The sequence below is a fragment of the Rhodococcus sp. 14-2483-1-1 genome, assembly GCF_002259335.1.
GTDB lineage: Bacteria > Actinomycetota > Actinomycetes > Mycobacteriales > Mycobacteriaceae > Rhodococcoides.
In genome coordinates this window covers 85,629-107,061 of sequence record NZ_NPFX01000010.1, presented here as the reverse complement: position 1 = coordinate 107,061, position 21,433 = coordinate 85,629, and the positions used below count along the sequence as shown (strand labels likewise).

The window sequence follows — 21,433 nt, the reverse complement described above, 5'->3', positions numbered from 1 at the left end:
GCACCGTCGTAGTCGTACCCGTCCCGAAGGACTCTACTGGTGATGCCGCGTCGCCACCGGCGGTGCAGCGGTCACCACCGAGGGTGAGGGCTTCTGGCCACGGGTGACGACGTTGAAGAGGATGTTCAGTACGACGGCCACGATGCTCGCGGCGCTGATACCCGAGTCGAGCACCACGTGCACCCAGTCGGGAAACGCGGCGTAGAAGCCCGGTACGGCGATGGGAATGACACCGAACCCGATGGCGACAGCCACGATGACGAGGTTGAGGTTGCCGTCGAACTCGACCTTGGACAGTGTCCTGATGCCGCTGGCCGCCACCGAGCCGAACAGCACGATGCCCGCACCGCCGAGCACCGGCAACGGCACCGATGCGACGACCAGCCCGAGGATGGGAAAGAGTCCGAGGAACAGCAGCACCGATCCGCCGGCTGCGACGACGTAGCGACTCTTGATCCCGGTGACGGCCACGAGTCCGACGTTCTGGGCGAATGCACTGGCCGGGAAGGTGCCGAACACGGGAGCGATGGTGGTGGCGACCATGTCTGCTCGCAGGCCGTCGCCGACGCGTCGGGCATCGACGTCGGTGCCGACGATTTCACCGACGGCCAGGATGTCGGCGGTGGTTTCGGTCATGATCACCAGGATGACGACCACCATCGACATGATGGCCGCCACCTGGAATGTCGGTGCTCCGAACGCGAACGGCTCGGGGAAGCTGAAGATGGCACCGTCACTCACACCGGAGAAATCGGCCTTGCCGACGAGGACCGCGAACACCGTGCCGACGATGATGCCGATGAGGATCGACAGGCGCGAGAGTGTGCCCTGCACGAGTCGGCTGACGAGCAGAACCACCACGAGGCTGAATGCCGCGAGACCGATGTTGGACATCGAGCCCCAATCGGTGGCCTGCTGATCTCCGCCCATGGCCCACCGAACCGCAACGGGCAGTAGCGAGATGCCGATGACGGTGATGATCGTGCCGGTGACCACCGGTGGGAAGAAGCGAACGATCTTACTGAAGAACGGGGTGATGAGGATGCCGATGGCGCCGGCGGCGATGATGGCTCCGAACACCGAGTTCAGTCCGCCCGGGCCGCTCGCGATCGCCACCATCGTCGAGACGGACGCGAACGAAATTCCCTGTACCAGAGGTAACTTCGCACCGAAGTAGGGTACTCCGAGTGTCTGCAGCAACGTGGCCGCTCCGCTGACGAACAACGCGGCCGAGACCAGCAGTGCGATCTCGGTGCCGGTCAATCCCGCTGCGCCGCCGACGATCAGGGGTGGTGCGATGACACCGCCGTACATCGTCAGGATGTGCTGCAATCCGTAGACGTACGACCTGCCGATCGACAATCGCTCGTCCTCGGGACGGGCGGGGTCGTGCGGCGCATGAGTCTTGGTCGGCGTGCGTTTCGTCAGCTTCATGTCGTCTCGCTCCTAGCAGAATCCGGGCACGGTATCCCAGGCGCGGCCTGCGTCCGGGGCATCGTCGCGTTCCACCGTGGCCTCGATCAGACCGTAGGGGCGATCCGCGACGTAGAAGACCTCACCGGGGTTGTCGAGTCCGAACGGCTCTAGGTCGACGAGGAAGTGGTGGATGTTGGGCATCGAGAACTTGATCTCGCCGATCTCCGGGTGTGCTTCGAGAACCTGCTTGCCCATCTGGAACAGGCTCTGCTGCAACGCAAGAGAGTGAGTGGACGCGAAGGCATCGAGCATGATCGAACGGACGTCGTCGAAGGTCTTGTCGAAATCGAGCTCGGTGGTGAGGTACCGCCAGCGGGCGCTGACCGAGGTGGCCAGGATTCGGTCCGTGGTTTCCTTCAGCGTGGTGTAGCGGTCTTTCGGGTAACCCCAGAACTCCGACGCCGTGGAGTTGAGGACCACAAGATCGCTGACTCCGGAGACGATGGAGATGTCGTCGCCGTCGACCGTGACGATCGTGTTCCGCTTCTCGTCGCTCGCCTTGACGAACGAGTGGTCGTATCCGTCACTTCCGTTCGCGATACGTGACCACTGGTACTGCTCGATCTCCCAGCGTCCACCGCTGATCCAATCGAAGTTGCCGGTGAAGTGCGCGCCCAGACGGAGTGCGAAGTTCTCGATCGCGCCGATGCCGTCGCGAGCGAAGGCGTAGACGGTGTTCTTCTGGGTGTCCGTGGCGACGACGTGGGCGTTGTCGCCTTCGATGTGGACAGCGTCGAGGTCGCCGCGAAGCTGTGAGGTGACGCTGACGTCGGTGATGCGGTGGCGGGGCGTCTCGCGGTCGATGCGGACGAGCCTGCATTCGGCCTTGCCGTACTGGTTTGCTCCGAGCACGATGGTCATGGGTTCTAGCTCCCTCGATAGGTGGTGAAAGCGAAAGGACTCAACAGAAGTGGGATGTGGTAGTGCTGGTCGGGTGCGGTGATCTCGAAGGTGACGACAACTTCGGGGTGAAAGCATTCGGTGTTCTGCGCCGCGAAGTACGCACCGGTGTCGAAGGTGAGGCGGTAGGTCCCGGGTGTCAGTTCACTCGGCCCGAGTGAGGAGACTCGGCCCTGCTCGTCGGTGACGGCGTGGGCTGCCTGGGCACCGGTAGCGTCGGTCAGAGAGATCGATATCCCCTGCGCCGGAATTCCTTTGGCGGCATCGAGTACGTGAGCGGTCACGTGGCTGCGGTGGTCAGGCATTGCCCAGGCTTCCTGTCGCGCGCACTGCCGCGATCTCTCGCAGTTCGTGCTCGACTACCGCAGCTTCGGTTCGGCGGTCGTTGGCGAGTCGGCTGTCCAGGGCCTTCAGCACGTCATGTGCGTCGCGGCCGGCTGCCCTGATCAGGAACACCTGCCCGAAGCGCTTCTCGTAGGCCAGGTTCCCCGCTCGCAGGCGTTGTTCGATGCTCTCGTCCGAGACGTCCACGCCGGATTGCTCGGTGCTCGCATGGCGAGCGCTGGCGTCGTCACCCTCGGGCCGTTCGCCGATGCGCGGATGTACCGCGAGTGCTCGGTGTATTTCGTCGGCCGTCAGTGGCGATGCGGCGTGGGTGATGGCGTGGCGAAGGGACCGGTCGTCGACGAACGGTCGGTGCCTTAGAACCTCGTTCACCCAACGGGGAACGTCCAAGCAGAGCGACAGGATTCGAGCAGCTTCGGCCTCGGGGGCCTCGTTCAATTCGGTCGTCGCGTCGGGACCGCGCAGTTGCGATTCCGCATTACGAAATGTTGATTCCACCAAACGAGCGTGACACCGATCACAACCGGTGTCAAGGGTCGATGTGTGGCCCGCCGCGAGAGAGGGCTTTCTCGTTGCAGCAGCGGGGCATTGGGCGCACGGGCCCACTCCGGGTCTTGACAGGACCACGTGGCGCACGCCACACTCGGTCGAACAAACGGAATTACGATTCCGTATTACGGACTTTCAGATGGTCCGCTCGACTCCGAAAGGAACGACTTCATGACGGAGCTCTTCTGCAATGGCGGTGCCATGCGCGGCGGTAGCCTGCACCACAACGTCTCCTCGCACCCGTTCGTGGGCACGGTGCGCACCACCCCCAACTACCGGTTCTTCTCGGTACGGGACGAATTCCCGGCGCTGCTGCTCGATCACACCGCCGGTGCGGCCATCGAAGGCGAGCTGTACGACATTCCGCTCGACGACATCCGTACCGCGTTCCTCCCGGACGAACCGCCGGAGCTCGAGCTCACCGTGGTTGCGCTCGAGGACGGGCGTTCCGTCCTCGGCGTCGGCCTCCGCCCCGGGGTGCTCGACGCGCAACCGGACGAGCTGACCGACATCACCTACGCCGGCAGCTGGCGTCGATACCGCGGACTGCCGCAACCTCAGAACTGAAAGGCACTGCGCATGAACCCCTTTGCTGACTCTCGACTCCAGTACACCGTCAACTGTTCCATTCTCTTCACCGATGTGCCCCTGCTCGATCGCCCGCAGCGTGCTCGTGACGCGGGGTTCGACGCCGTGGAATTCTGGTGGCCGTTCTCGAACCCGGTCCCATCCGATGCCGACGTCGATGCATTCGTGTCGGCCGTCCGGGATGCGGGCGTACAGCTGACCGGACTGAACTTCGCCGCGGGAGACATGCCCGCCGGGGATCGCGGGATCCTCTCCGATCCGGCCCAGGTGCAGGCGTTCCGCGACAACATCGACGTCACCGTCGGAATCGGAGAGCAGCTGGGCACCCGGGCCTTCAACGCCCTGTACGGCAACCGTATCGACGGTGTGGATCCGCTGGATCAGGACGAGGTCGCCATCGAGAACCTGGCCGCCGCAGGTAGAGCTGCAGCGAAGATCGGCGGCGTCGTGCTGGTGGAACCCGTCAGCGGCGCGCCCGCCTACCCGTTGAAGTCCGCTGCCGGTGCCGTCGCCACTATCCGCCGCGTAGCCCGTGAGCAGGACGTACACAACCTCCGCTTGCTCGCCGACCTCTACCACCTCGCCGTCAACGGAGAGGACGTTCCCGCAGCACTCGAGGCACACCACGACCTGATCGGGCACGTGCAGATCGCCGACTCCCCGGGCCGCGGCGAGCCGGGAACCGGCAGCCTCGATCTCGGCGGACAGCTCACCGGTCTGGCAGCACGGGGTTACGACGGCTACGTCGGACTCGAATACAAAGCCACCCGCGAGAACACGTTCGACTGGCTCCAGCTGGCTCTTTCCACCGGCACCACTACCAAGTAGGGATTGATATGAGCACCATTGCATTCATCGGCCTCGGAATCATGGGCAGCCCCATGTCCGTTCATCTCGCCAAAGCAGGCCACCAGGTGGTCGGCTACAACCTGACGCCCGACCGCACCGGCCCCCTCGTCGAAGCCGGCGGTACCGCGGCCGACTCGATCGCCAAAGCCGTCCACGACGCCGACATCGTCGCGATCATGGTTCCCGACTCTCCGGACGTGCATGAGGTTCTCACCGGTGAGGGCGGTGTCTTCGACAATGCTCGACGCGATGCGCTGATCATCGACTTCTCCAGCATCCGTCCCGACGTCACCGCCACCTTGGCGGCCGACGCGTCCTCGCGCGGGTTCCGTATCCTCGACGCCCCGGTATCCGGCGGACAGGCCGGAGCCGAGAACGCGACTCTGTCGATCATGGTCGGTGGCAGCGCGGACGACTTCGCCACGGCCAAGCCGATTCTCGACGTCGTCGGCAAGACCGTCGTGCACGTGGGTCCGAGCGGATCCGGGCAGACGGTCAAGGCGGCCAACCAGTTGATCGTGGCCGGAAACATTCAGGTGCTCGCGGAGGCCATTGCGTTCCTCGAGGCCTACGGCGTCGATCTGGCTGCGTCGGTGGAAGTTCTCGGGGGCGGCCTCGCTGGTTCGGCCGTGCTGAACCAGAAGGCGCAGAAGATGCTGGACCGCTCGTTCGAGCCTGGCTTCCGCATCGACCTGCACCACAAGGACCTCGGCATCGTCACCTCGGCTGCGCGTGAAGCGGGCGTCGTGATTCCGATGGGCGCGGTGCTGGCGCAGCTGATGGCCTCGGCGCGCGCCAACGGTGATGGTGGATTGGATCATTCGGCGCTGTACCGCGGTGTCGCTCGGCTCTCGGGCTCCTCGATCACAGGTAAGGACAACTGACATGGCCAGGATGCGCGCGGCCGATGCCGCAGTGAAGATTCTCGAACTCGAAGGTGCAACAACCGCATTCGGCCTGCCCGGTGCTGCGATCAACCCGTTCTACGCGTCGATGCGCAATCACGGTGGCATCCGGCACGTGCTGGCTCGCCACGTCGAAGGTGCCTCGCACATGGCGGAGGGCTTCACCCGCGCCGCACCGGGCAACATCGGTATCTGTATCGGTACCTCCGGTCCGGCCGGTACCGACATGATCACCGGGCTGTATTCGGCCATGGCCGACTCGATTCCGATCCTTGCGATCACCGGCCAGGCTCCGGTTGCGCGGCTGCACAAGGAGGACTTCCAGGCCGTCGACATCGCATCGATCGCTGCGCCCGTCACCAAGATGGCGATGACGGTCCTCGAGCCGGCCCAGGTTCCCGGTGCATTTGCGCAGGCGTTCCATCTGATGCGGTCCGGTCGCCCCGGTCCGGTACTGATCGATCTGCCCATCGACGTGCAGCTGGCCGAGATCGACTTCGATCCCGACACGTACCAGTCGCTGCCCGTGCACAAGCCCGTCGCCTCGCGTGCTCAGGCCGAGAAGGCCATCGACATGCTTCTGGCTGCCGAGCGCCCGTTGATCGTGGCCGGCGGCGGCATCATCAACGCCGATGCGTCGGGCTTGCTCGTGCAGCTCGCCGAGATCCTCGACGTGCCGGTCATCCCGACGCTGATGGGATGGGGCACCATTCCGGACGATCACCGCCTCGCCGCAGGCATGGTCGGTCTGCAGACCGCGCACCGATACGGAAACGCAACGCTGCTGGCCTCGGACTTCGTGCTCGGCATCGGAAACCGTTGGGCCAACCGGCATACCGGCGGCCTCGACACATACCGCAAGGGCCGGAAGTTCGTCCACGTCGACATCGAACCGACCCAGATCGGACGCGTCTTCGCACCGGACTACGGAATCATCTCCGACGCCAAGGCCGCCCTCGAGCAGTTCGTGGCCGTCGCCGAGGAGCGTCGTGCCGCAGGCACGCTGCGTGACCTGTCCGGTTGGGTCGAGGACTGTGCGACGCGCAAGCGCACGATGCATCGCCGCACTCACTTCGACAACGTGCCGATCAAGCCTCAGCGCGTGTACGAGGAGATGAACAAGGTCTTCGATCGGGATACCCGCTACATCAGCACCATCGGGCTCTCGCAGATCGCGGGCGGTCAGTTCCTGCACGTCTACTCCCCCCGCAACTGGATCAACTGCGGGCAGGCCGGCCCGCTCGGCTGGACGATCCCTGCGGCTCTGGGTGCGGTGGCTGCCGATCCGACCGCGAATGTCGTTGCCTTGTCCGGCGATTACGACTTCCAGTTCATGATCGAGGAGCTGGCTGTCGGTGCGCAGTTCAATCTGCCGTACGTGCATGTGGTGGTGAACAACTCGTACCTGGGACTGATCCGGCAGGCGCAGCGCGCCTTCGACATGGACTTCTGCGTCCAGCTGGGATTCGACAACATCAACCACCAGGACACCTTGGACACTCAGCCCGGTATCCCCAAAGGGTACGGCGTCGACCACGTCCAGGTGGCAGAAGGACTGGGGTGCAAAGCGCTTCGGGTCACCGAACCCGAGCTCATCGGTGAGGCGCTCGTGCGGGCCAGGACTCTGGCCAACGAGCACAAGGTTCCCGTTGTCGTCGAGATCATTCTGGAGCGGGTCACCAACATCTCGATGGGTACCGAGATCGACAACGTCGGTGAGTTCGAGGAACTGGCCAACACGTCGGCGGACGCGCCCACCGCGCTGCTCCTGCTGGACTAGAGATGACGCGAATTCTGCTGGCGCCCGACAAGTTCAAGGGCTCGTTGTCCGCGGCCGAGGTCGCTCGCGCGTTGGCCGAAGGTCTGGTCGCGGTAGACCCGTCGCTCGAGACGGTGTGCCTACCCGTCGCCGATGGGGGTGACGGCACCGTCGATGCTGCCGTCACCGCCGGGTGGGACCGGGTGGCCGTCGAGTGCTCGGGGCCGACCGGTGAGGCGGTCGATACGTCGTATGCCCGTCGTGGTGATACTGCCGTCGTCGAACTCGCCTCGGCGGTCGGGCTCGAGCTTCTGCCGGGCGGTCGCTCGGATGCGCTGGGAGCCAGCACGTTCGGGCTGGGCACGGTGATCGCGCATGCACTCGAGGCCGGCGCTGATCGTATCGTCGTCGGGCTCGGGGGAAGCGCATCCACTGACGGCGGCGCGGGCATGCTGACGGCGCTGGGGGCACGCATCCTCGACGCCGACGGCAACGACGTCGCGCGTGGTGGCGGTGCGTTACGTGGCGCGGTGCAGCTGGATGTGTCCGGCCTGGTGCCGTCGGCTCGGAATTCGGTGTTCGAGCTGGCCTGCGACGTCGACAACCCGTTGCTCGGCCGGACCGGAGCGGCAGCGGTCTACGGACCGCAGAAGGGTGCCGGACCGCAGGAACTGCTGTATCTGGAACACGGAATGCGGCAGTGGGCGCATCTGGTGCGCAACGCAATCGGACGCGATGTCAGTGGTCTCGCCGGCACCGGAGCGGCTGGCGGCACGGCGTTCGGAGCCATTGCTGTACTCGGTGCGGTTGCCAAGCCGGGTATCGAGACCGTGCTCGAGCTGATCGACTTCGCCGGTGCCCTCGCCGGCGCAGATCTGGTCGTCACCGGCGAGGGCTCACTCGACGAGCAGAGCCTCTACGGCAAGGCTCCCATCGGAGTCGCGCACGAAGCGCGCGAAGCGGGTGTTCCGGTGGTCACTGTCGCGGGGCGCAGCGTCATCGGCCTGGATCGGTTGCGCACTCACGGGATCGTTGCCTCCTATGCGTTGGCCGATCTCGAGCCGGACCCCCGAATCTCCATGCGCAACGCGGCATCTCTGCTCCGCGACGTCGGCCGCACGATTGCCACCACTCTCTCCCCTGTTTCGGAAGGAATCTCATGAGCACCACACACTTCACCTCGCTGACCGACCTCGCGTCGCGGGCACTCGGCGGCAGCGTCTCGGCGGCGAACGACGAACTGTTCGCTCAGCGCGAGAACCTGATCAAGCCCGACGCTCCACTGTTCGATCCGGCGGACTTCGGCCACAAGGGAAAGGTATACGACGGGTGGGAAACTCGGCGTCGTCGTGACGAGGGTGGGCACGACTGGGCGATCGTACGTCTCGGGGCACCGGGCATCGTGCACGGCGTTGTGGTCGACACCGCACACTTCACCGGCAACTACCCGCCGTTCGTCTCCATCGAAGCGGCGTCGATCGAGGGCTACCCGTCCCTCGACGATGTATTGAAGGCGGAGTGGCACACAATCGTGGACAAGTCTGCGGCAGTGGGTGATACAGCGAATACCTATGAGGTGGCGGATCGGCACCGGTGGACGCACGTACGCCTGTCCATCTACCCGGACGGCGGCGTGGCTCGGTTCCGCGTGCACGGTGAGGTAGTGCAGGACCCTCGCTTCCTCGGGGGCACCATCGACCTGCTCGCGGCCGAGAACGGTGCGCGGCTCACCGATTGCTCGGATGCCTTCTATTCGTCCCCCGCCAACATCATCCTGCCCGGGCGGGCGCGGAACATGGGCGAGGGCTGGGAGAACTCCCGTCGTCGCAACGGCGGCAACGACTACGCGGTCTTCGCACTCGCGGCACCCGGCGCACCTCGGCACGTCGAGGTCGACACGAGCTACTACGTCGGAAACGCTCCGGGGTGGGTTCGGCTCAGCGCCATCGATTCTCGTCGCCGACACATCACGGATCCGACGGCGTGGACCGAGATCCTCGCGCGCACCGCGGTGCAGCCGGACACGCGACACCGTTTCCTGCTGAACGAGACGGAGGCGTACACACACCTACGACTCGACGTGTACCCCGACGGCGGTTTGTCTCGGCTGCGATTGTTCGGCGAGCTCGACGCTGATGCGCTCGACGCGGCTGACATCGCATGGAAGTCGTCCGAGCTCCAGAGTGTCTCCAGTGCAGTCTGATCTGGTTCTTCGCGCTGCTCGTGTCGTGATCGGCGGACAAGAGGTCGCGGCGTCGATCTCGGTGCGGGACGGCCGAATCGTCGCCATCGATTCCTATGATGCGGATGCTTCGGCGGCTGCTGGGACGGTGGTCGAGCTCGGGCCGGGCGAGGTGTTGCTGCCCGGGCTGGTCGATACCCACGTGCACGTCAACGAGCCGGGGCGCACCGAGTGGGAGGGGTTTGCCAGCGCTACCCGGGCGGCCGCGGCGGGTGGCATCACGACCATCGTCGATATGCCGCTCAACAGCATTCCCCCGACAGTCGATATCGCAGCGCTGGAGATCAAGCGCCGGGTTGCGGCCGAGAAGTCGGTCGTGAACGTCGGATTCTGGGGCGGCGCAGTTCCCGGAAACGTCGATCAGCTGCGGCCGTTGCACGACGCAGGAGTCTTCGGATTCAAGTGCTTCCTGCTGGCGTCGGGCGTGGACGAGTTTCCGCCGCTGACGATTGCGGAACTGGAGAAGGCGCTCATCGAGATTGCGTCGTTCGACGGTTTGATGATCGTGCACGCGGAGAATGCCGAGGTCATCGCCGAGGCCCCGTCCGCGGCGGGTCGTGAGTACGCGGGGTTCCTGGAATCGCGTCCGCGGGCGGCAGAGAACCGGGCCATCGAGCAGGTGATCGAGCTCTCCCGTCAGACAGGGTGCCGGGTGCACATTCTGCATCTGTCGAGTGCGGATGCGCTGCCGATGATTGCAGCGGCGAAGCGCGACGGGGTGCGGGTAACCGTCGAAACCTGTCCGCACTACCTGTGTTTCGACGCCGAGGACGTGCCGGCGGGAGCGACGCAGTTCAAATGCTGCCCGCCGATCCGGGAGGCCGGCAACCGAGAGGCGCTGTGGCAGGGTCTGCTCGACGGCACGATCGACACGATTGTCACCGACCACTCCCCCTGCACCCCCGACCTCAAGCGGTTCGACACCGGGGACTTCGGCGATGCCTGGGGTGGCATCGCGTCGTTGCAAGTGTCACTTGCTGCGGTGTGGACCGAGGCGCGATCCCGCGGCTGTGCACTGACCGACATCGTACGATGGATGGCCACGAACACCGCCGATCAGGTGGGCATGACTGATCGCGGACGCATCGAGGTCGGTTGCGCTGCAGACCTTGTGGTGTTCGCGCCCGACGAGAAATTCACCGTTGACGTTGCGCAGTTGTACCACCGAAACCCGGTGACGGCTTACGATCGACTGGGCTTGTCGGGTGTGGTGCGACGGTCATGGATCGCAGGGTCGGAATCCTCGACGGGGCGTCTGCTGTCGCGCGACTAGAACGGCGGTGCCGTGTCGTCTGTCTCGGTTTGTTGGTGGTCGGGTGGGTCGGGGTAGGCGATGATGCCGGAGCGTCTGGGTTTGGTGGGGATGTGTGGCCTCAGGTCGTTGCCGATGATGGGTACGGCTGTTCCGTTGGCGGCCAGGGTGATTCGGGTGGTCTTCGAGGTGGAGGTCCACAGAATCGCACCACCGGGGAGCATGACTGCTGTCCAGTAGCCGGCGGTTTTTACGGTGTGGTGGAACTCGCAGAGACATTGGAGGTTGTTGACGGTGGTCCAGCCGCCACCGAGGGGGTTGGCGTGATCGAAGGGGATCACGTGATCGAGTTGGCAGCGGTCGGCGGGGCGGTGGCAGCCGGGGAAGCGGCAGTGGCGGTCACGTAGCCGTACGGCGGCGGTGGTGAGGGTGTCGGGTCGGTAGATCAGGGCTCGGTCGGTCAGTGGGTCCCGTGCGACGGATTTTCCGAGGGTGGGGTCGGCGGCGATGGTGGCTTCGAGTGCCGCGGCCAGCGATGCGTTTCCGAGGTAGAGGCCCGAGGGTGTGTGGCCTGCTGTAGGGATCGTGCGGTTGTTGCGCCGGATTGCGGAGGGCAGGTCGAGGGCAGAGCTGTGCCGTGTGCCCCTGCCGACGGGTGTGTGGGTGCAGAACAGGGCTGCAGCGGAGGTTAGTGATCCCACGCGACGCTGGTGTTGGCCGTTACTGACGGCAGCGGCAGCAGCAGCACCTGTTCCTGGTCCCGGGCCTTCGGCTGACGTCGGACGCGATGTTGCGGAGCTGGATGGTGGTGTGGAGCCGGATGGTGTTGTGGAGCCGGATGGTGTTGTGGATGAGCGTGATTCCGAACAGCTCGGTGCGACATCAGGTGCCGGCGGTGTCTGGTCCGCAGCTAGTGGTGGAGCTGATGCGGGTTCGGACGATGCAGCTGTCTCAGGGTCGGTGTCCGACGTCGGCTCTGGTTGCGGGTCGGTCACCGCTGCCCCTGCGCGTGTTGCTGCGTGCTTCTGGGCAGGATCGGCGGCGTCCGGTTCAGGAGCTGGCGACGGGTCGGCCGTAGGTATGGGTGCGTGCTGCTCGGCATCATCGAACTTACTTGCCAGTGCCTCTGGTGCCGGTGCCGAGGTGTTCCCTTGTGCAGGTGCAGGTGCAGGTGCAGGTGCAGGTGCAGGTGAACTGTCAGAAGTCGGTTCGGTCGAGGGATGAGCCTCCCTGCCCGAATCCGTGGCCGCCCCCATTCCCCCATCGCCGTGAGCAGCCGTTGCAGCATCGGCATCAGCAGCCGAGTCCACGCCTTCGTCTCTGTCTGCGTCGCCGTCTGGGTCTGTATCCCTGTCGGCGTCTGGTTCCGTCGCTGTTCCCGCCTCGGGTGCTGTTGCAGCCCCTGTCTTCTCACTGTCCGGGCGTCGTTCCCATTCCCCGGTTTCCGGGTTCTGCACCGCCAGTCCCAGCTTCTCTGCGAGGGTGACAGCTTCGGTGAGCAGGACCTGCCACTGACTGTTGCGTGCGAGTTCCCGCGCGAGATCCGGATCGATCGAACCGTGGCCGGCCAGATACGCCGGGTTGGCGAGCAGCCCGATGAGGGTGGCAATGTCGACGGTGATCATCGTCAACGGCACCCGCCGATCCGGCAATGCTGCATCTTTTTTCGGGCAATCCGCGCGTCGGCACAAGCATGCCAGGCGGGGTTCGCCGTGCATGCGGGCCATGAACGCATCGCACAGGCGCTCTTTCTTGCCGCGGGGGTCCTTCGGGCAGAGGGTGTCGGCCATCTCCTCGAGCAACTGTCATGCGGCGGCAGCCTCGGGGGCGGTCAGTTCCGCTCGAATCCGCGCCAACTCACCGGCCGGGCTGTAGGTGACGCTCCGGAACCGTTTCGCGAACTCCCGTAGTGCTGCTGCTTCTTCGGGGGCGACCCGCAGCAGGATGTCCCAGATCTCCTTCTCGAGCGGACCCGGTGACGACCGGCGGGCGGCCTCGACGATCTCGTCCTCGACGGACGTGACGATGTCGTCGGAGAGGTTGTCGAGGATGCGGCACACCGTCCGTACCCGCGGGAGGTCGATTTCCCCGGTCTCGAATGCTGCCCGCAGCAGTGGGAGTCGGGTGTGCAGGGCGACGCCCACGGAGACGTACGATTCGGCGACCGTCGCCGAACAGCCCAACGCCACTGCCATCTCGGTGCGTCCGTACCGGCTGTAGTGCTTGTGCTTGGTGTCGTGGGTGATCCAGCTTCGATGGATGTCATAGCAGGCGAAAATCTTGCGAGCGGCCTGACGATTTTCTGCACACGCAGCAGCGGTCAACGCCTCCAGCGACACGGTCGGTACTGCACCCATCTTTCACCCCCCGGTGAGCAACGATTCAGAACATGCGTTCGAACTGAAAGAAGACTATCTCGACCCACCGACAAGAAACGGAAGTGTCGATCTAGGCCTCTCGACCAGGCGATCTTGGTCCAAATAGAGATTGCTGCCGGTCAGGTGCAACTACTTCCCACGTCTTGCACAGTGAGTTGAAGCGCGGGAGGTACAGGTTTGCCGACCCGGTGAGGAGTGCCGGGCAGAAGCCTTAGGGTGATGACGCGGACGTCGTCTCTCCAGACCTATGAATCGAACTCGTCCTGCTGATCGATGCAGGTGTCGTTGCCATCGGTTGCCTCCGGGGTCCACCCGAGGAGGCTCAACTCTGCTGCGACCACGTCCATCGAGTCGACGAAAGCGTGACTGATCGCAAGGTCCACCACCGCCGAAGCAGCCTCGGACTCCATCGGAACAGTGATCCTTCGCTATCGATACCCGGATGAAGCAGCACCACCAAAGGTCTACGCGTATCTGGCATTCGCCTCGTCGTGGTGAATCGGGCCGTCGGTGCGTGTGAGTGGCAACGCACTACCCCCGCGTCGCACGGCCACGAATTCCGCCGCGATGGCCAGCGCAGTTTCCTCCGGAGTTCTCGCACCCAGGTCCAAGCCGATCGGCGACTTCAAGCGTGCGAGCTCCTGCTCGGTCAACCCGACGTCACGCAACCGGGCCGCGCGATCGTTGTGAGTCCTGCGCGATCCCATTGCCCCCACGAACGCCACCGGCAGTCGCAAGGCCACCTCGAGCAGCGGCACATCGAATTTGGCGTCATGGGTCAGTACACAGATTACCGTCCGGGCATCGACTGCCGTCCGCGCCAGATAGCTGTGCGGCCATTCGGTGACCACCTCGTCGGCGTCGGGAAACCGTGCAGCAGTGGCGAATACGGGACGGGCGTCACACACCGTCACGTGATACCCGAGGATCTTGCCCACGCGGGCGAGTGCGCCGGCGTAGTCGATGGCCCCGAAGATCAGCAGCCGCGGGGCGGTTGCGTACGACTGCACGAACACGTCGAGGTCCGGCCGGCAGCGCACCGACCGGATGCCGGTGCCCCCGGAGTCCAACATCGCCAGCGCCTCACCCACGACCACGGCGTCGACGTCCGAAAAACCCGTCGTACCCATGGTCGCGGAGGACGAGACGGCGAGTGACTGCCCGGAGCCGTCGAGCATCGTCACCGTGGCTACCGCGCTATCCGACGCGATGGCCGCAAGCACGGCCCGCGGAGGGCCGAGGCGTACGAACACCTCGATCACTCCCCCGCAGGTCAAACCGACTGCAAAAGCGTCGACGTCGCTGTAGCCGAACGACTCTCGCTTGGACTCGCCGGTCTCGAGAACCTCGCGGCAGAGCTCGTACACAGCGCCTTCGACGCAGCCACCGGAGACGCTGCCGACGGCCTCTCCGTCGGCGCAGACCGCCATCGCGGCACCCGGAAGCCGTGGAGCACTTCCGGATACCGCGATGACCGTCGCCACCGCATAGGGAACACCGGCGTGGTCCCAGGCGGTCAGACGATCGACGATCTCTTTCATGTTACGAGATTCCCAACGCTTCTTCGATGGGGTGCAGGGCGAAGTAGACCAGGAAGATTCCCGACATCAGGTACAGCAGCCAATGCGTCTGGCGTGCTTTGCCTTTGGCGAGGCGAACGAGGGTGTACGAGATGACACCCGCTGCGACTCCCACGGTGATCGAGTACGTGAAGGGCATCAGCACGATGGTCAGGAAGGCCGGGATCGCGATTTCGGTGTTCTCCCAGTCGATCTTGCGTACGTGCGTCATCATCAGCGCGCCCACCAGAACCAGCGCGGGGGCTGCTGCACCGACCGGGACCACCCCGGCCAACGGGGTGAAGAAGATCAGGCTGGTCAACAGTCCGCCGGTGACGACGCTCGCAAGACCGGTTCGGGCACCTTCGGTGACTCCTGCCGCGGACTCGACGACGGCAGTGTTCGCGGACCCGTTGATCGCACCTCCGACGATGGCACCGATGCCGTCGACGGTGAGGATGCGGCTCAATCCCGGCATCCTGCCCTGCTTGTCGACCAGGCCCGCTTCCTCGCCGACGCCCAGGATGGTGCCCATGGCGTCGAAGAAACCCGAGAGCACGAGCGTGAACAGCACCACCGAGGCCGTGACGACACCGGCCCGAGCGAACCCGCCGAACAGGTCGACGTTGAAGAGCAGGTCGAATTGCGGTGTGGCGACTATGGAATCGGGGACCTTCGGTACCACCGGGCCCCACGCCTCCGGGGCGATGTCGAACACCGAGTTCAAGATGATCGCAAGATTGGTGGCGACGAAGATGCCGATCAGCATCGCGCCCGGCACTCTCCGAACGAACAGCATGATCATCAGGATCAGGCCGACACAGAACACGAACACCGGCCAGCCCGCTAGCTTGCCGAACGTGCCGAGGGTGACGGCGGTTGCGGCTGCTTCGTGGTGGCCGACGAACCCGGCGTCGACCAGTCCGATGAGGGCGATGAACGCGCCGATTCCGACGCCGATCGCCTGCTTGAGCACCAAGGGGATCGCGTCCATGATGAGCTGCCGAATGCCGGTGAGGGCGAAGACGACGATGACCACGCCCTCGAGTACCACCAGACCCATTGCCTGCGGCCACGTCATGTACGGCGCGGCTTGGAACACCACGATGGGTGTCACGCCGAGTCCCGCTGCCATCGCGAGGGGCGCGTTACCGACCACTCCCATCAGGATCGTCGTCAGGCCGGCGGACAGGGCGACCATCGTCGACAGTTGCGCTGCGTCGAGAGTCGCACCCGTGACATCACGGGCATCGCCGATGATCAGCGGAATGAGAACGATCAGGTACGCCATCGCCACGAAAGTGGTGACGCCGCCGCGGATCTCACGCGATACCGACGAGCCTCGGCCGGTGATATCGAAGAACTTGTCGATCTGAGATCGACCTCGTCCGCTCTTGCGAGTACTGGGTGTGTGTACATCGGTCATGATCGGCCCTCCCAGGGCGTGATCAACCTTGTCCGAGCGTGTGACGGTGACCGTGCCGGGGGAGTTGGCCTCGGGTCGCGCTGTGCTGGAGAAGGTCTCATCGAATGAATCAGGGGTTGACGATGTGTTCGGGTCGAACGGGAACTCGGGTCAAGGCGAGTCCGGTGGCGTTGCGGATGGCAGCGACGACGGCGGGCGTCGACGACAGCGTGGGTGGCTCGCCTGCGCCGCGAAGGCCATAGGGTGCCAACGGATCCGGGTTCTCGAGAATGTCCAGCTTCATGGGCGGCATGTCGAGAATTGTCGGGATGAGGTAGTCGGTGAACGACGGGTTCTTCACGAGTCCGTCGACGACGACGATCTCCTCCATCACCGCAAGGCCGAGGCCCTGGGCTGTGCCGCCGTGGATCTGGCCCTCGAGCGAGAGAAGGTTGAGGATCTTGCCGACGTCCTGAACAGCGGCCATCTCGACCACTTTCACGAGCCCCAGATCGACGTCGACGTCCACCACGGCGCGGTGGACACACAGGGCGAGCTGGGTGTGGCTCGCGCCCTGCCCGGTGACCGGATCCATTCCGCTGGTGGGGCGATGGTGGAATTCGCGCGTCTGCTCGATGACTCGGTCGCCGAGCACATCCTCGATCGTCGCCAGCACACCGTCGGTGGCCGAGACGATCTTGCCGCCGTCGAGGCTCAGGTCCGCTACGGCGCGGCCGAGGTACAGGCCGGCCAGGACGAACACCGCCTCACGGACGGCCTCGCAGGCAGTCTTGACGGCACCACCGGTCATGTACGACTGTCGTGACGCGGAGGACGATCCGGCGTTGCCGACCTTGGTGTCGGCCGGGTGGATGACAACCTTGGTGACTCCGAGTTCGGTGCGGGCGATCTGAGCCTCCAACGTCACCAGACCCTGCCCCACCTCTGCGGCAGCGGTGTGCACCAATGCCGTTACTTCACCGCCGATCACCTCGAGGCGGACGCGAGCAGTGGAGTAGTCGTCGTAGTTCTCGGAGAAGCAGATGTTCTTGATCCCGACGCCGTAACCGATCCCTCGAACGACCCCTTCGCCGTGGGTCGTCTGAGACGCCCCACCCGGCAGATTCCGGATGTCCGACGCATCCAGCGGGGCAGGTAGTTCCATCGCTTCGGCTCGGGCGAGCATCTCGGCGAGGGGTGCCGGCGCTTCGATCACCTGGCCGGTGGCCAGGATCGAGCCCTGGCTGACGGCGTTGATCTGGCGGATCGCAACCGGTCCGATGCCGCAGGCCTCACCGAGCTTGTCCATCATCGACTCGTACGCGAAACATGCTTGTACTGCGCCGAATCCACGCATCGCACCGCATGGCGGATTGTTCGTGTACACCCCGTACGCATCGATCTCGATGTTGGGAATGATGTACGGTCCGACCCCGAGCGAGGCCGCGTTGCCGACGACGTTGAGGGTGGCCGAGGTGTACGCGCCACCGTCGAGGATGATCTCGACATCGGCGAACACGAGTTTGCCGTCGCTGGTCGCACCGTACTCGTAGTGCATCTGCGCCGGGTGGCGGTGCACGTGACCGAAGAACGACTCGTAGCGGTTGTAGACGATCTTGACGGGTTTGCCGGTGTGCATGGCGAGCATCGCGGCGTGGATCTGCATCGAGAGGTCCTCGCGGCCACCGAATGCTCCGCCGACGCCGGCGAGCGTCATCCGGATCTTCTCCTCGGGCAGGCCGAGGCACGGGCCGATCTGTGCGAGGTCGTTGTGCATCCACTGCGTTGCGACATACAGGTCGATTCCGCCGTCCTCGGCCGGTACGGCCAGTCCGGATTCCGGTCCGAGAAATGCTTGGTCCTGGATCCCGACGGCGAAGTCGCTGCTGACGATGACGTCCGCGGTCGCCCGAGCGGCGGCGACGTTGCCGACGCGAACCGGTTGATGCCGAGCCACTCCGCCGCGTTCCTGCACCTTCGGGTAATCCGGATCCAGGGCTGCGCGACGGGCATCGGTCAGGGGCTCGAGCACGTCGTAGACCACGACGATCTTTTCCATTGCGCGCCGGGCGGTTTCGGGATGGTCGGCTGCGATCAGTGCTATCGGTTCACCCTCGTGCCGCACCTCGTCGAAGGCCAACACCGGCTGGTCCCACGTGTGGTCGAGTCCGAAGCATTTACGTCCCGGCACGTCCTCGTGCGTGAGAACAGCTTCGACGCCGGGTGTTGCCAGTGCCTTAGAGATGTCGACGGAGACGATCTTCGCACGGGGATGCGGGCTGCGAAGCGTTGCGCCCCAGAGCATGCCGTCGATGAACAGGTCCGAAGAATATGCGAACTCGCCCTTCACCTTCAACGTACCGTCGGGCCGCAGCGGGCTGTCGCCGACGCGGCCGCGTCCCGGTGCTGGGATGTCGGCGGGAGCTTGCCGGGGTGTAGTGGTCGGGGCGCTCACAGCACGTCCTCCGCGAGTTTCATCAGGCGACGGTGCGCATCGGCTCCGGCGCGGCCTATTTCGTCCTGCGGTGCACTGGTCAGAACGTCGTTCTCGACGATCGTTCGTCCGCCCACCATCAAGCGAGCCAGCGGTGGCGTCTGCCCGTAGGCGAACGCCACGACCGGATCGTCCACGGCCGAGTAGAACCCGTCGGTGCGCCAGATCGCGACGTCGGCCAGCTTGCCGACCTCGAGCGAACCGATCTCGCTCTGACGTCCCAGTACCGTTGCACCGCCGATGGTTCCGATCTCAAGTGCCTGACGCGCCGTGAGTGCCGTCGGACCGTACTTGGCGCGCTGCATGTACATTGCCTGGCGCACCTCGCCGGCCAGCGGCACCATCTCGGCCGAGGCGGAACCGTCGACACCGAGGCCGACGGGTGCGCCGGCCACGAGTAGATCGGAGATTCGGGCGATGCCTGCGCCCAGACGTGCATTGGAACTCGGGCAGTGGGCAGTGCCGGTGCCGGTGGCCGCCATCTTTGCGATATCGGAGTCGTGCAGGTGGACTGCGTGGGCGAACCACACGTCGTCACCGAGCCAGCCGACCTGCTCCATGTACTCGACCGGGGTGCAGTTCATCTGAGCGAGGCAGTGCTCTTCCTCGTCGAGGGTTTCGGCCAGGTGGGTATGCAGCCGAACACCTTTGGCGCGAGCAAGCCCGGCGGACTCCACGAGCAGCTCTTTGCTGATGGAGAAAGGCGAACAGGGTGCGACCGCGATGCGGAGCATGGAACCGAAGGAGGCGTCGTGATAGGTGTCGATGGCCTCGGCGGTGGCGGTGAGGATGTCGTCGAGCGACTCGACCACCTCGTCCGGCGGCAATCCGCCGTCGGACACGCCCCGGTCCATCGAGCCGCGGCACGGTTGGAATCGGACGCCGATGCGTTGCGCCGCATCGATCTCGGCGGCGAACAGGTCGCCACGACCCTTGGGGAAGATGTAATGGTGATCGGTGCTCGTGGTGCACCCCGACTTCGCCAGCCATCCCAGCCCGGCTGCGGCAGCACCGCCGACGACTTCGGCGTCCATCTTGGACCACGGCTTGTACAGTGCAACAAGCCATTCGAACAGGGTGTTGTCCTTGGCCAGACCTTGAGAGGCCCACTGGTAGAGGTGGTGGTGAGTGTTCACCAGGCCGGGGGTGACGAGGCAGCCGGACGCATCGATCGTCTCGGCCCCGGCGATGATCGGTGCCGGGCCCGATCCGATGGCGCTGATCGTGGTGCCCTCGACGACGAGATACCCGTTCGGGATTTCGTCGCCGACGATCGGGGCGATGTACGCACCCGAGATGACGGTGGTCATTTGGCTTCGGCCTTTCGGGTTGCTGCGAGCCGTACGGCGTCGAGGATCTTCTCGTATCCGGTACAGCGGCAGAGGTTTCCGGCGAGAGACTCGCGAATCTCGACGTCCGACGGGTTGGGAACGCGCTCGATGAGATCGTGCGCCTGGACGACGAGTCCCGGGGTACAGAACCCGCACTGGACGGCTCCGCACTCGACGAACGCCTCCTGCATCGGGTCGAGCTTGTCGCCGTCGGCGAGGCCTTCGACGGTACGGATCTCGCGGCCCTCGACCTGTCCGGCGGCCACCAGGCAGGCGCAGGCCGGGATACCGTCGAGATAGACCGTGCACGATCCGCATTCACCTTGCTCGCACGCGTTCTTGGATCCGGGCAGCCCCATGCGTTCACGCAGCAGGTACAGCAGACTCTCGCCCTCCCAGACGTCGTCGGCTTCCATGTCTTTTCCGTTGATGGTGCAGTTGACTCGCATGTTCAGGCCACCTTCCGTGCGGCTGTGAGGTCTCGCCATGCCCAACCCAGCGTGCGCCGGGCCATCACGGAGAGGGCGTGCTTGCGGTAATCGGCAGTGCCTCGTACGTCGTCGATGGGACTTGCTGCCGCACTGACCAATCGGCCGAATTCCTCGGACACCCGCGGATCGAGGGCACCGTCCCAGTCGAGTTCGGCCGCGAGGTAGTTCTCGGCATCGTAAGCCCGACGCGGCGTCGGCGCAGCGGAGCCGAGACCGGTGCCGACGCGGCCCTCCTGCGGAAACAGTGCGATCGAGAACGAGCACACCGCAATGACCATCGCGTTGCGAGTGCCGATCTTGGAGAAGTACTGAGGTCCCGCCGCCGGCATGACGTGGAACGCACGGATCAGCTCGTCGGGCTCGCAGCAATTGCGTTTGACGCCGAGGTAGAAGTCGGTCGCTGGGATCATCCGTACCCCGCGTGCGGCCGATTCCACTTCTACTGTCGCGCCCGCAGCGAGCAAGGGCGCGTGCAGGTCACCGGCAGGAGATGCTCCGCCGAGGTTGCCGCCGACGGTGCCGCGATTGCGGATCTGCGGGGAACCGACGGTGCGGGACGCCTGTGAGATGCCGGGAAGTTTGTCTCCGAGCTCGGCGATGATGCGGACGTAGGGCACGCCTGCCCCCACCCGAAGCGATCCGTCGGGTAGCTGTTGCCATTCGGTGAGTTCGCTGATGGGGTTCAGATCCAGCAGTCCGCCCGGTCGGTGCAGATCGAAATTCATCTCGACCATGACGTCGGTGCCGCCCTGAATGGGCACCACGTCGACGTCGTCGGCCTTTGCGGCCAACGCGTCGCTCCAGGTCTGTGGTCGCAGGAAATCCATGTTCGGTGCTCCGCTCGCTGTCCATATTTCGTGTTCACCCAGTACAGCCGCCGGGCGTACCGCGAACGAGGGACAGGAACGAC

General features: G+C 65.0%; 20 protein-coding genes. 7 read left to right on the top strand and 13 right to left on the bottom strand.

Annotated elements, in window-relative coordinates; all coding sequences use genetic code 11:
- Positions 1-33 precede the first annotated feature (33 nt).
- The 4 genes from CH294_RS08610 to uraD are packed head-to-tail and all read right to left on the bottom strand — an operon-like array spanning position 34 to position 3,219.
- Complete coding sequence (locus tag CH294_RS08610) at positions 34-1,434, bottom strand: nucleobase:cation symporter-2 family protein (protein WP_080734433.1); 1,401 nt, start codon at positions 1,432-1,434, stop codon at positions 34-36.
- Between the two features lie 12 nt (positions 1,435-1,446).
- A complete protein-coding gene (gene pucL, locus CH294_RS08605) occupies positions 1,447-2,337 on the bottom strand; it encodes a factor-independent urate hydroxylase (protein WP_032402225.1) in 891 nt (296 codons plus the stop codon).
- A 5-nt stretch (positions 2,338-2,342) separates the two neighbouring features.
- The gene (gene uraH, locus CH294_RS08600) at positions 2,343-2,681 is read right to left on the bottom strand and encodes a hydroxyisourate hydrolase (RefSeq protein ID WP_032402224.1); all 339 of its coding nucleotides are present in this window, start codon (positions 2,679-2,681) and stop codon (positions 2,343-2,345) included.
- Complete coding sequence (gene uraD, locus CH294_RS08595; RefSeq protein ID WP_249305167.1) at positions 2,674-3,219, bottom strand: 2-oxo-4-hydroxy-4-carboxy-5-ureidoimidazoline decarboxylase; 546 nt, start codon at positions 3,217-3,219, stop codon at positions 2,674-2,676. The genes uraH and uraD overlap by 8 nt, the downstream gene beginning before the upstream one ends.
- Before the next feature lie 222 nt (positions 3,220-3,441).
- On the opposite strand from uraD, the gene CH294_RS08590 reads away from it, so the two are divergent.
- The 7 genes from CH294_RS08590 to allB are packed head-to-tail and all read left to right on the top strand — an operon-like array spanning position 3,442 to position 10,886.
- On the top strand, positions 3,442-3,837 hold the full coding sequence (locus CH294_RS08590; RefSeq protein ID WP_032385160.1) for a gamma-glutamylcyclotransferase: 396 nt from the start codon (positions 3,442-3,444) through the stop codon (positions 3,835-3,837).
- A gap of 12 nt (positions 3,838-3,849) precedes the next feature.
- A complete protein-coding gene (locus tag CH294_RS08585) occupies positions 3,850-4,686 on the top strand; it encodes a TIM barrel protein (RefSeq protein ID WP_094737647.1) in 837 nt (278 codons plus the stop codon).
- An 8-nt stretch (positions 4,687-4,694) separates the two neighbouring features.
- On the top strand, positions 4,695-5,591 hold the full coding sequence (locus tag CH294_RS08580) for a 2-hydroxy-3-oxopropionate reductase (protein WP_094737646.1): 897 nt from the start codon (positions 4,695-4,697) through the stop codon (positions 5,589-5,591).
- A 1-nt stretch (position 5,592) separates the two neighbouring features.
- Positions 5,593-7,392 carry a glyoxylate carboligase gene (gene gcl, locus CH294_RS08575; RefSeq protein WP_094737645.1) on the top strand — a complete coding sequence of 600 codons (1,800 nt, stop codon included), beginning with the start codon at positions 5,593-5,595 and terminating at the stop codon, positions 7,390-7,392.
- 2 nt (positions 7,393-7,394) lie between these two features.
- Entirely contained in the window at positions 7,395-8,534 is a 1,140-nt protein-coding gene (locus CH294_RS08570) for a glycerate kinase (protein ID WP_094737644.1), read from the top strand.
- Complete coding sequence (gene alc, locus CH294_RS08565; protein ID WP_094737643.1) at positions 8,531-9,574, top strand: allantoicase; 1,044 nt, start codon at positions 8,531-8,533, stop codon at positions 9,572-9,574. Before CH294_RS08570 ends, alc begins: the two co-directional genes overlap by 4 nt.
- Positions 9,507-10,886, top strand: coding sequence for an allantoinase AllB (gene allB / locus CH294_RS08560; protein ID WP_094737642.1), 1,380 nt, complete (start codon positions 9,507-9,509; stop codon positions 10,884-10,886). The genes alc and allB overlap by 68 nt, the downstream gene beginning before the upstream one ends.
- Here allB and CH294_RS08555 read toward each other — a convergent pair.
- From CH294_RS08555 to CH294_RS08520, 9 genes are all read right to left on the bottom strand, one after another.
- The gene (locus tag CH294_RS08555; protein ID WP_094737641.1) at positions 10,883-12,655 is read right to left on the bottom strand and encodes an HNH endonuclease signature motif containing protein; all 1,773 of its coding nucleotides are present in this window, start codon (positions 12,653-12,655) and stop codon (positions 10,883-10,885) included. The two genes, allB and CH294_RS08555, sit on opposite strands and share 4 nt — an antisense overlap.
- A 15-nt stretch (positions 12,656-12,670) precedes the next feature.
- Complete coding sequence (locus CH294_RS08550; protein ID WP_094737640.1) at positions 12,671-13,222, bottom strand: DUF222 domain-containing protein; 552 nt, start codon at positions 13,220-13,222, stop codon at positions 12,671-12,673.
- A gap of 266 nt (positions 13,223-13,488) precedes the next feature.
- Complete coding sequence (locus tag CH294_RS27420) at positions 13,489-13,653, bottom strand: hypothetical protein (protein ID WP_170944647.1); 165 nt, start codon at positions 13,651-13,653, stop codon at positions 13,489-13,491.
- Positions 13,654-13,707: 54 nt separating this feature from the next.
- Positions 13,708-14,784 carry an XdhC family protein gene (locus CH294_RS08545; RefSeq protein WP_094737639.1) on the bottom strand — a complete coding sequence of 359 codons (1,077 nt, stop codon included), beginning with the start codon at positions 14,782-14,784 and terminating at the stop codon, positions 13,708-13,710.
- A 1-nt stretch (position 14,785) separates the two neighbouring features.
- Positions 14,786-16,228 (bottom strand): NCS2 family permease, encoded by a 1,443-nt coding sequence (locus CH294_RS08540; RefSeq protein WP_037151889.1) that lies wholly within the window; start codon positions 16,226-16,228, stop codon positions 14,786-14,788.
- Positions 16,229-16,337: 109 nt separating this feature from the next.
- Entirely contained in the window at positions 16,338-18,662 is a 2,325-nt protein-coding gene (locus tag CH294_RS08535; protein ID WP_249305165.1) for a molybdopterin cofactor-binding domain-containing protein, read from the bottom strand.
- Positions 18,659-20,011, bottom strand: coding sequence for an 8-oxoguanine deaminase (locus CH294_RS08530; protein ID WP_094737638.1), 1,353 nt, complete (start codon positions 20,009-20,011; stop codon positions 18,659-18,661). Before CH294_RS08530 ends, CH294_RS08535 begins: the two co-directional genes overlap by 4 nt.
- Entirely contained in the window at positions 20,008-20,481 is a 474-nt protein-coding gene (locus CH294_RS08525) for a (2Fe-2S)-binding protein (protein WP_032378620.1), read from the bottom strand. The genes CH294_RS08530 and CH294_RS08525 overlap by 4 nt, the downstream gene beginning before the upstream one ends.
- Positions 20,482-20,483: 2 nt before the next feature.
- Complete coding sequence (locus CH294_RS08520; RefSeq protein ID WP_032402265.1) at positions 20,484-21,350, bottom strand: FAD binding domain-containing protein; 867 nt, start codon at positions 21,348-21,350, stop codon at positions 20,484-20,486.
- Positions 21,351-21,433: the final 83 nt, after the last annotated feature.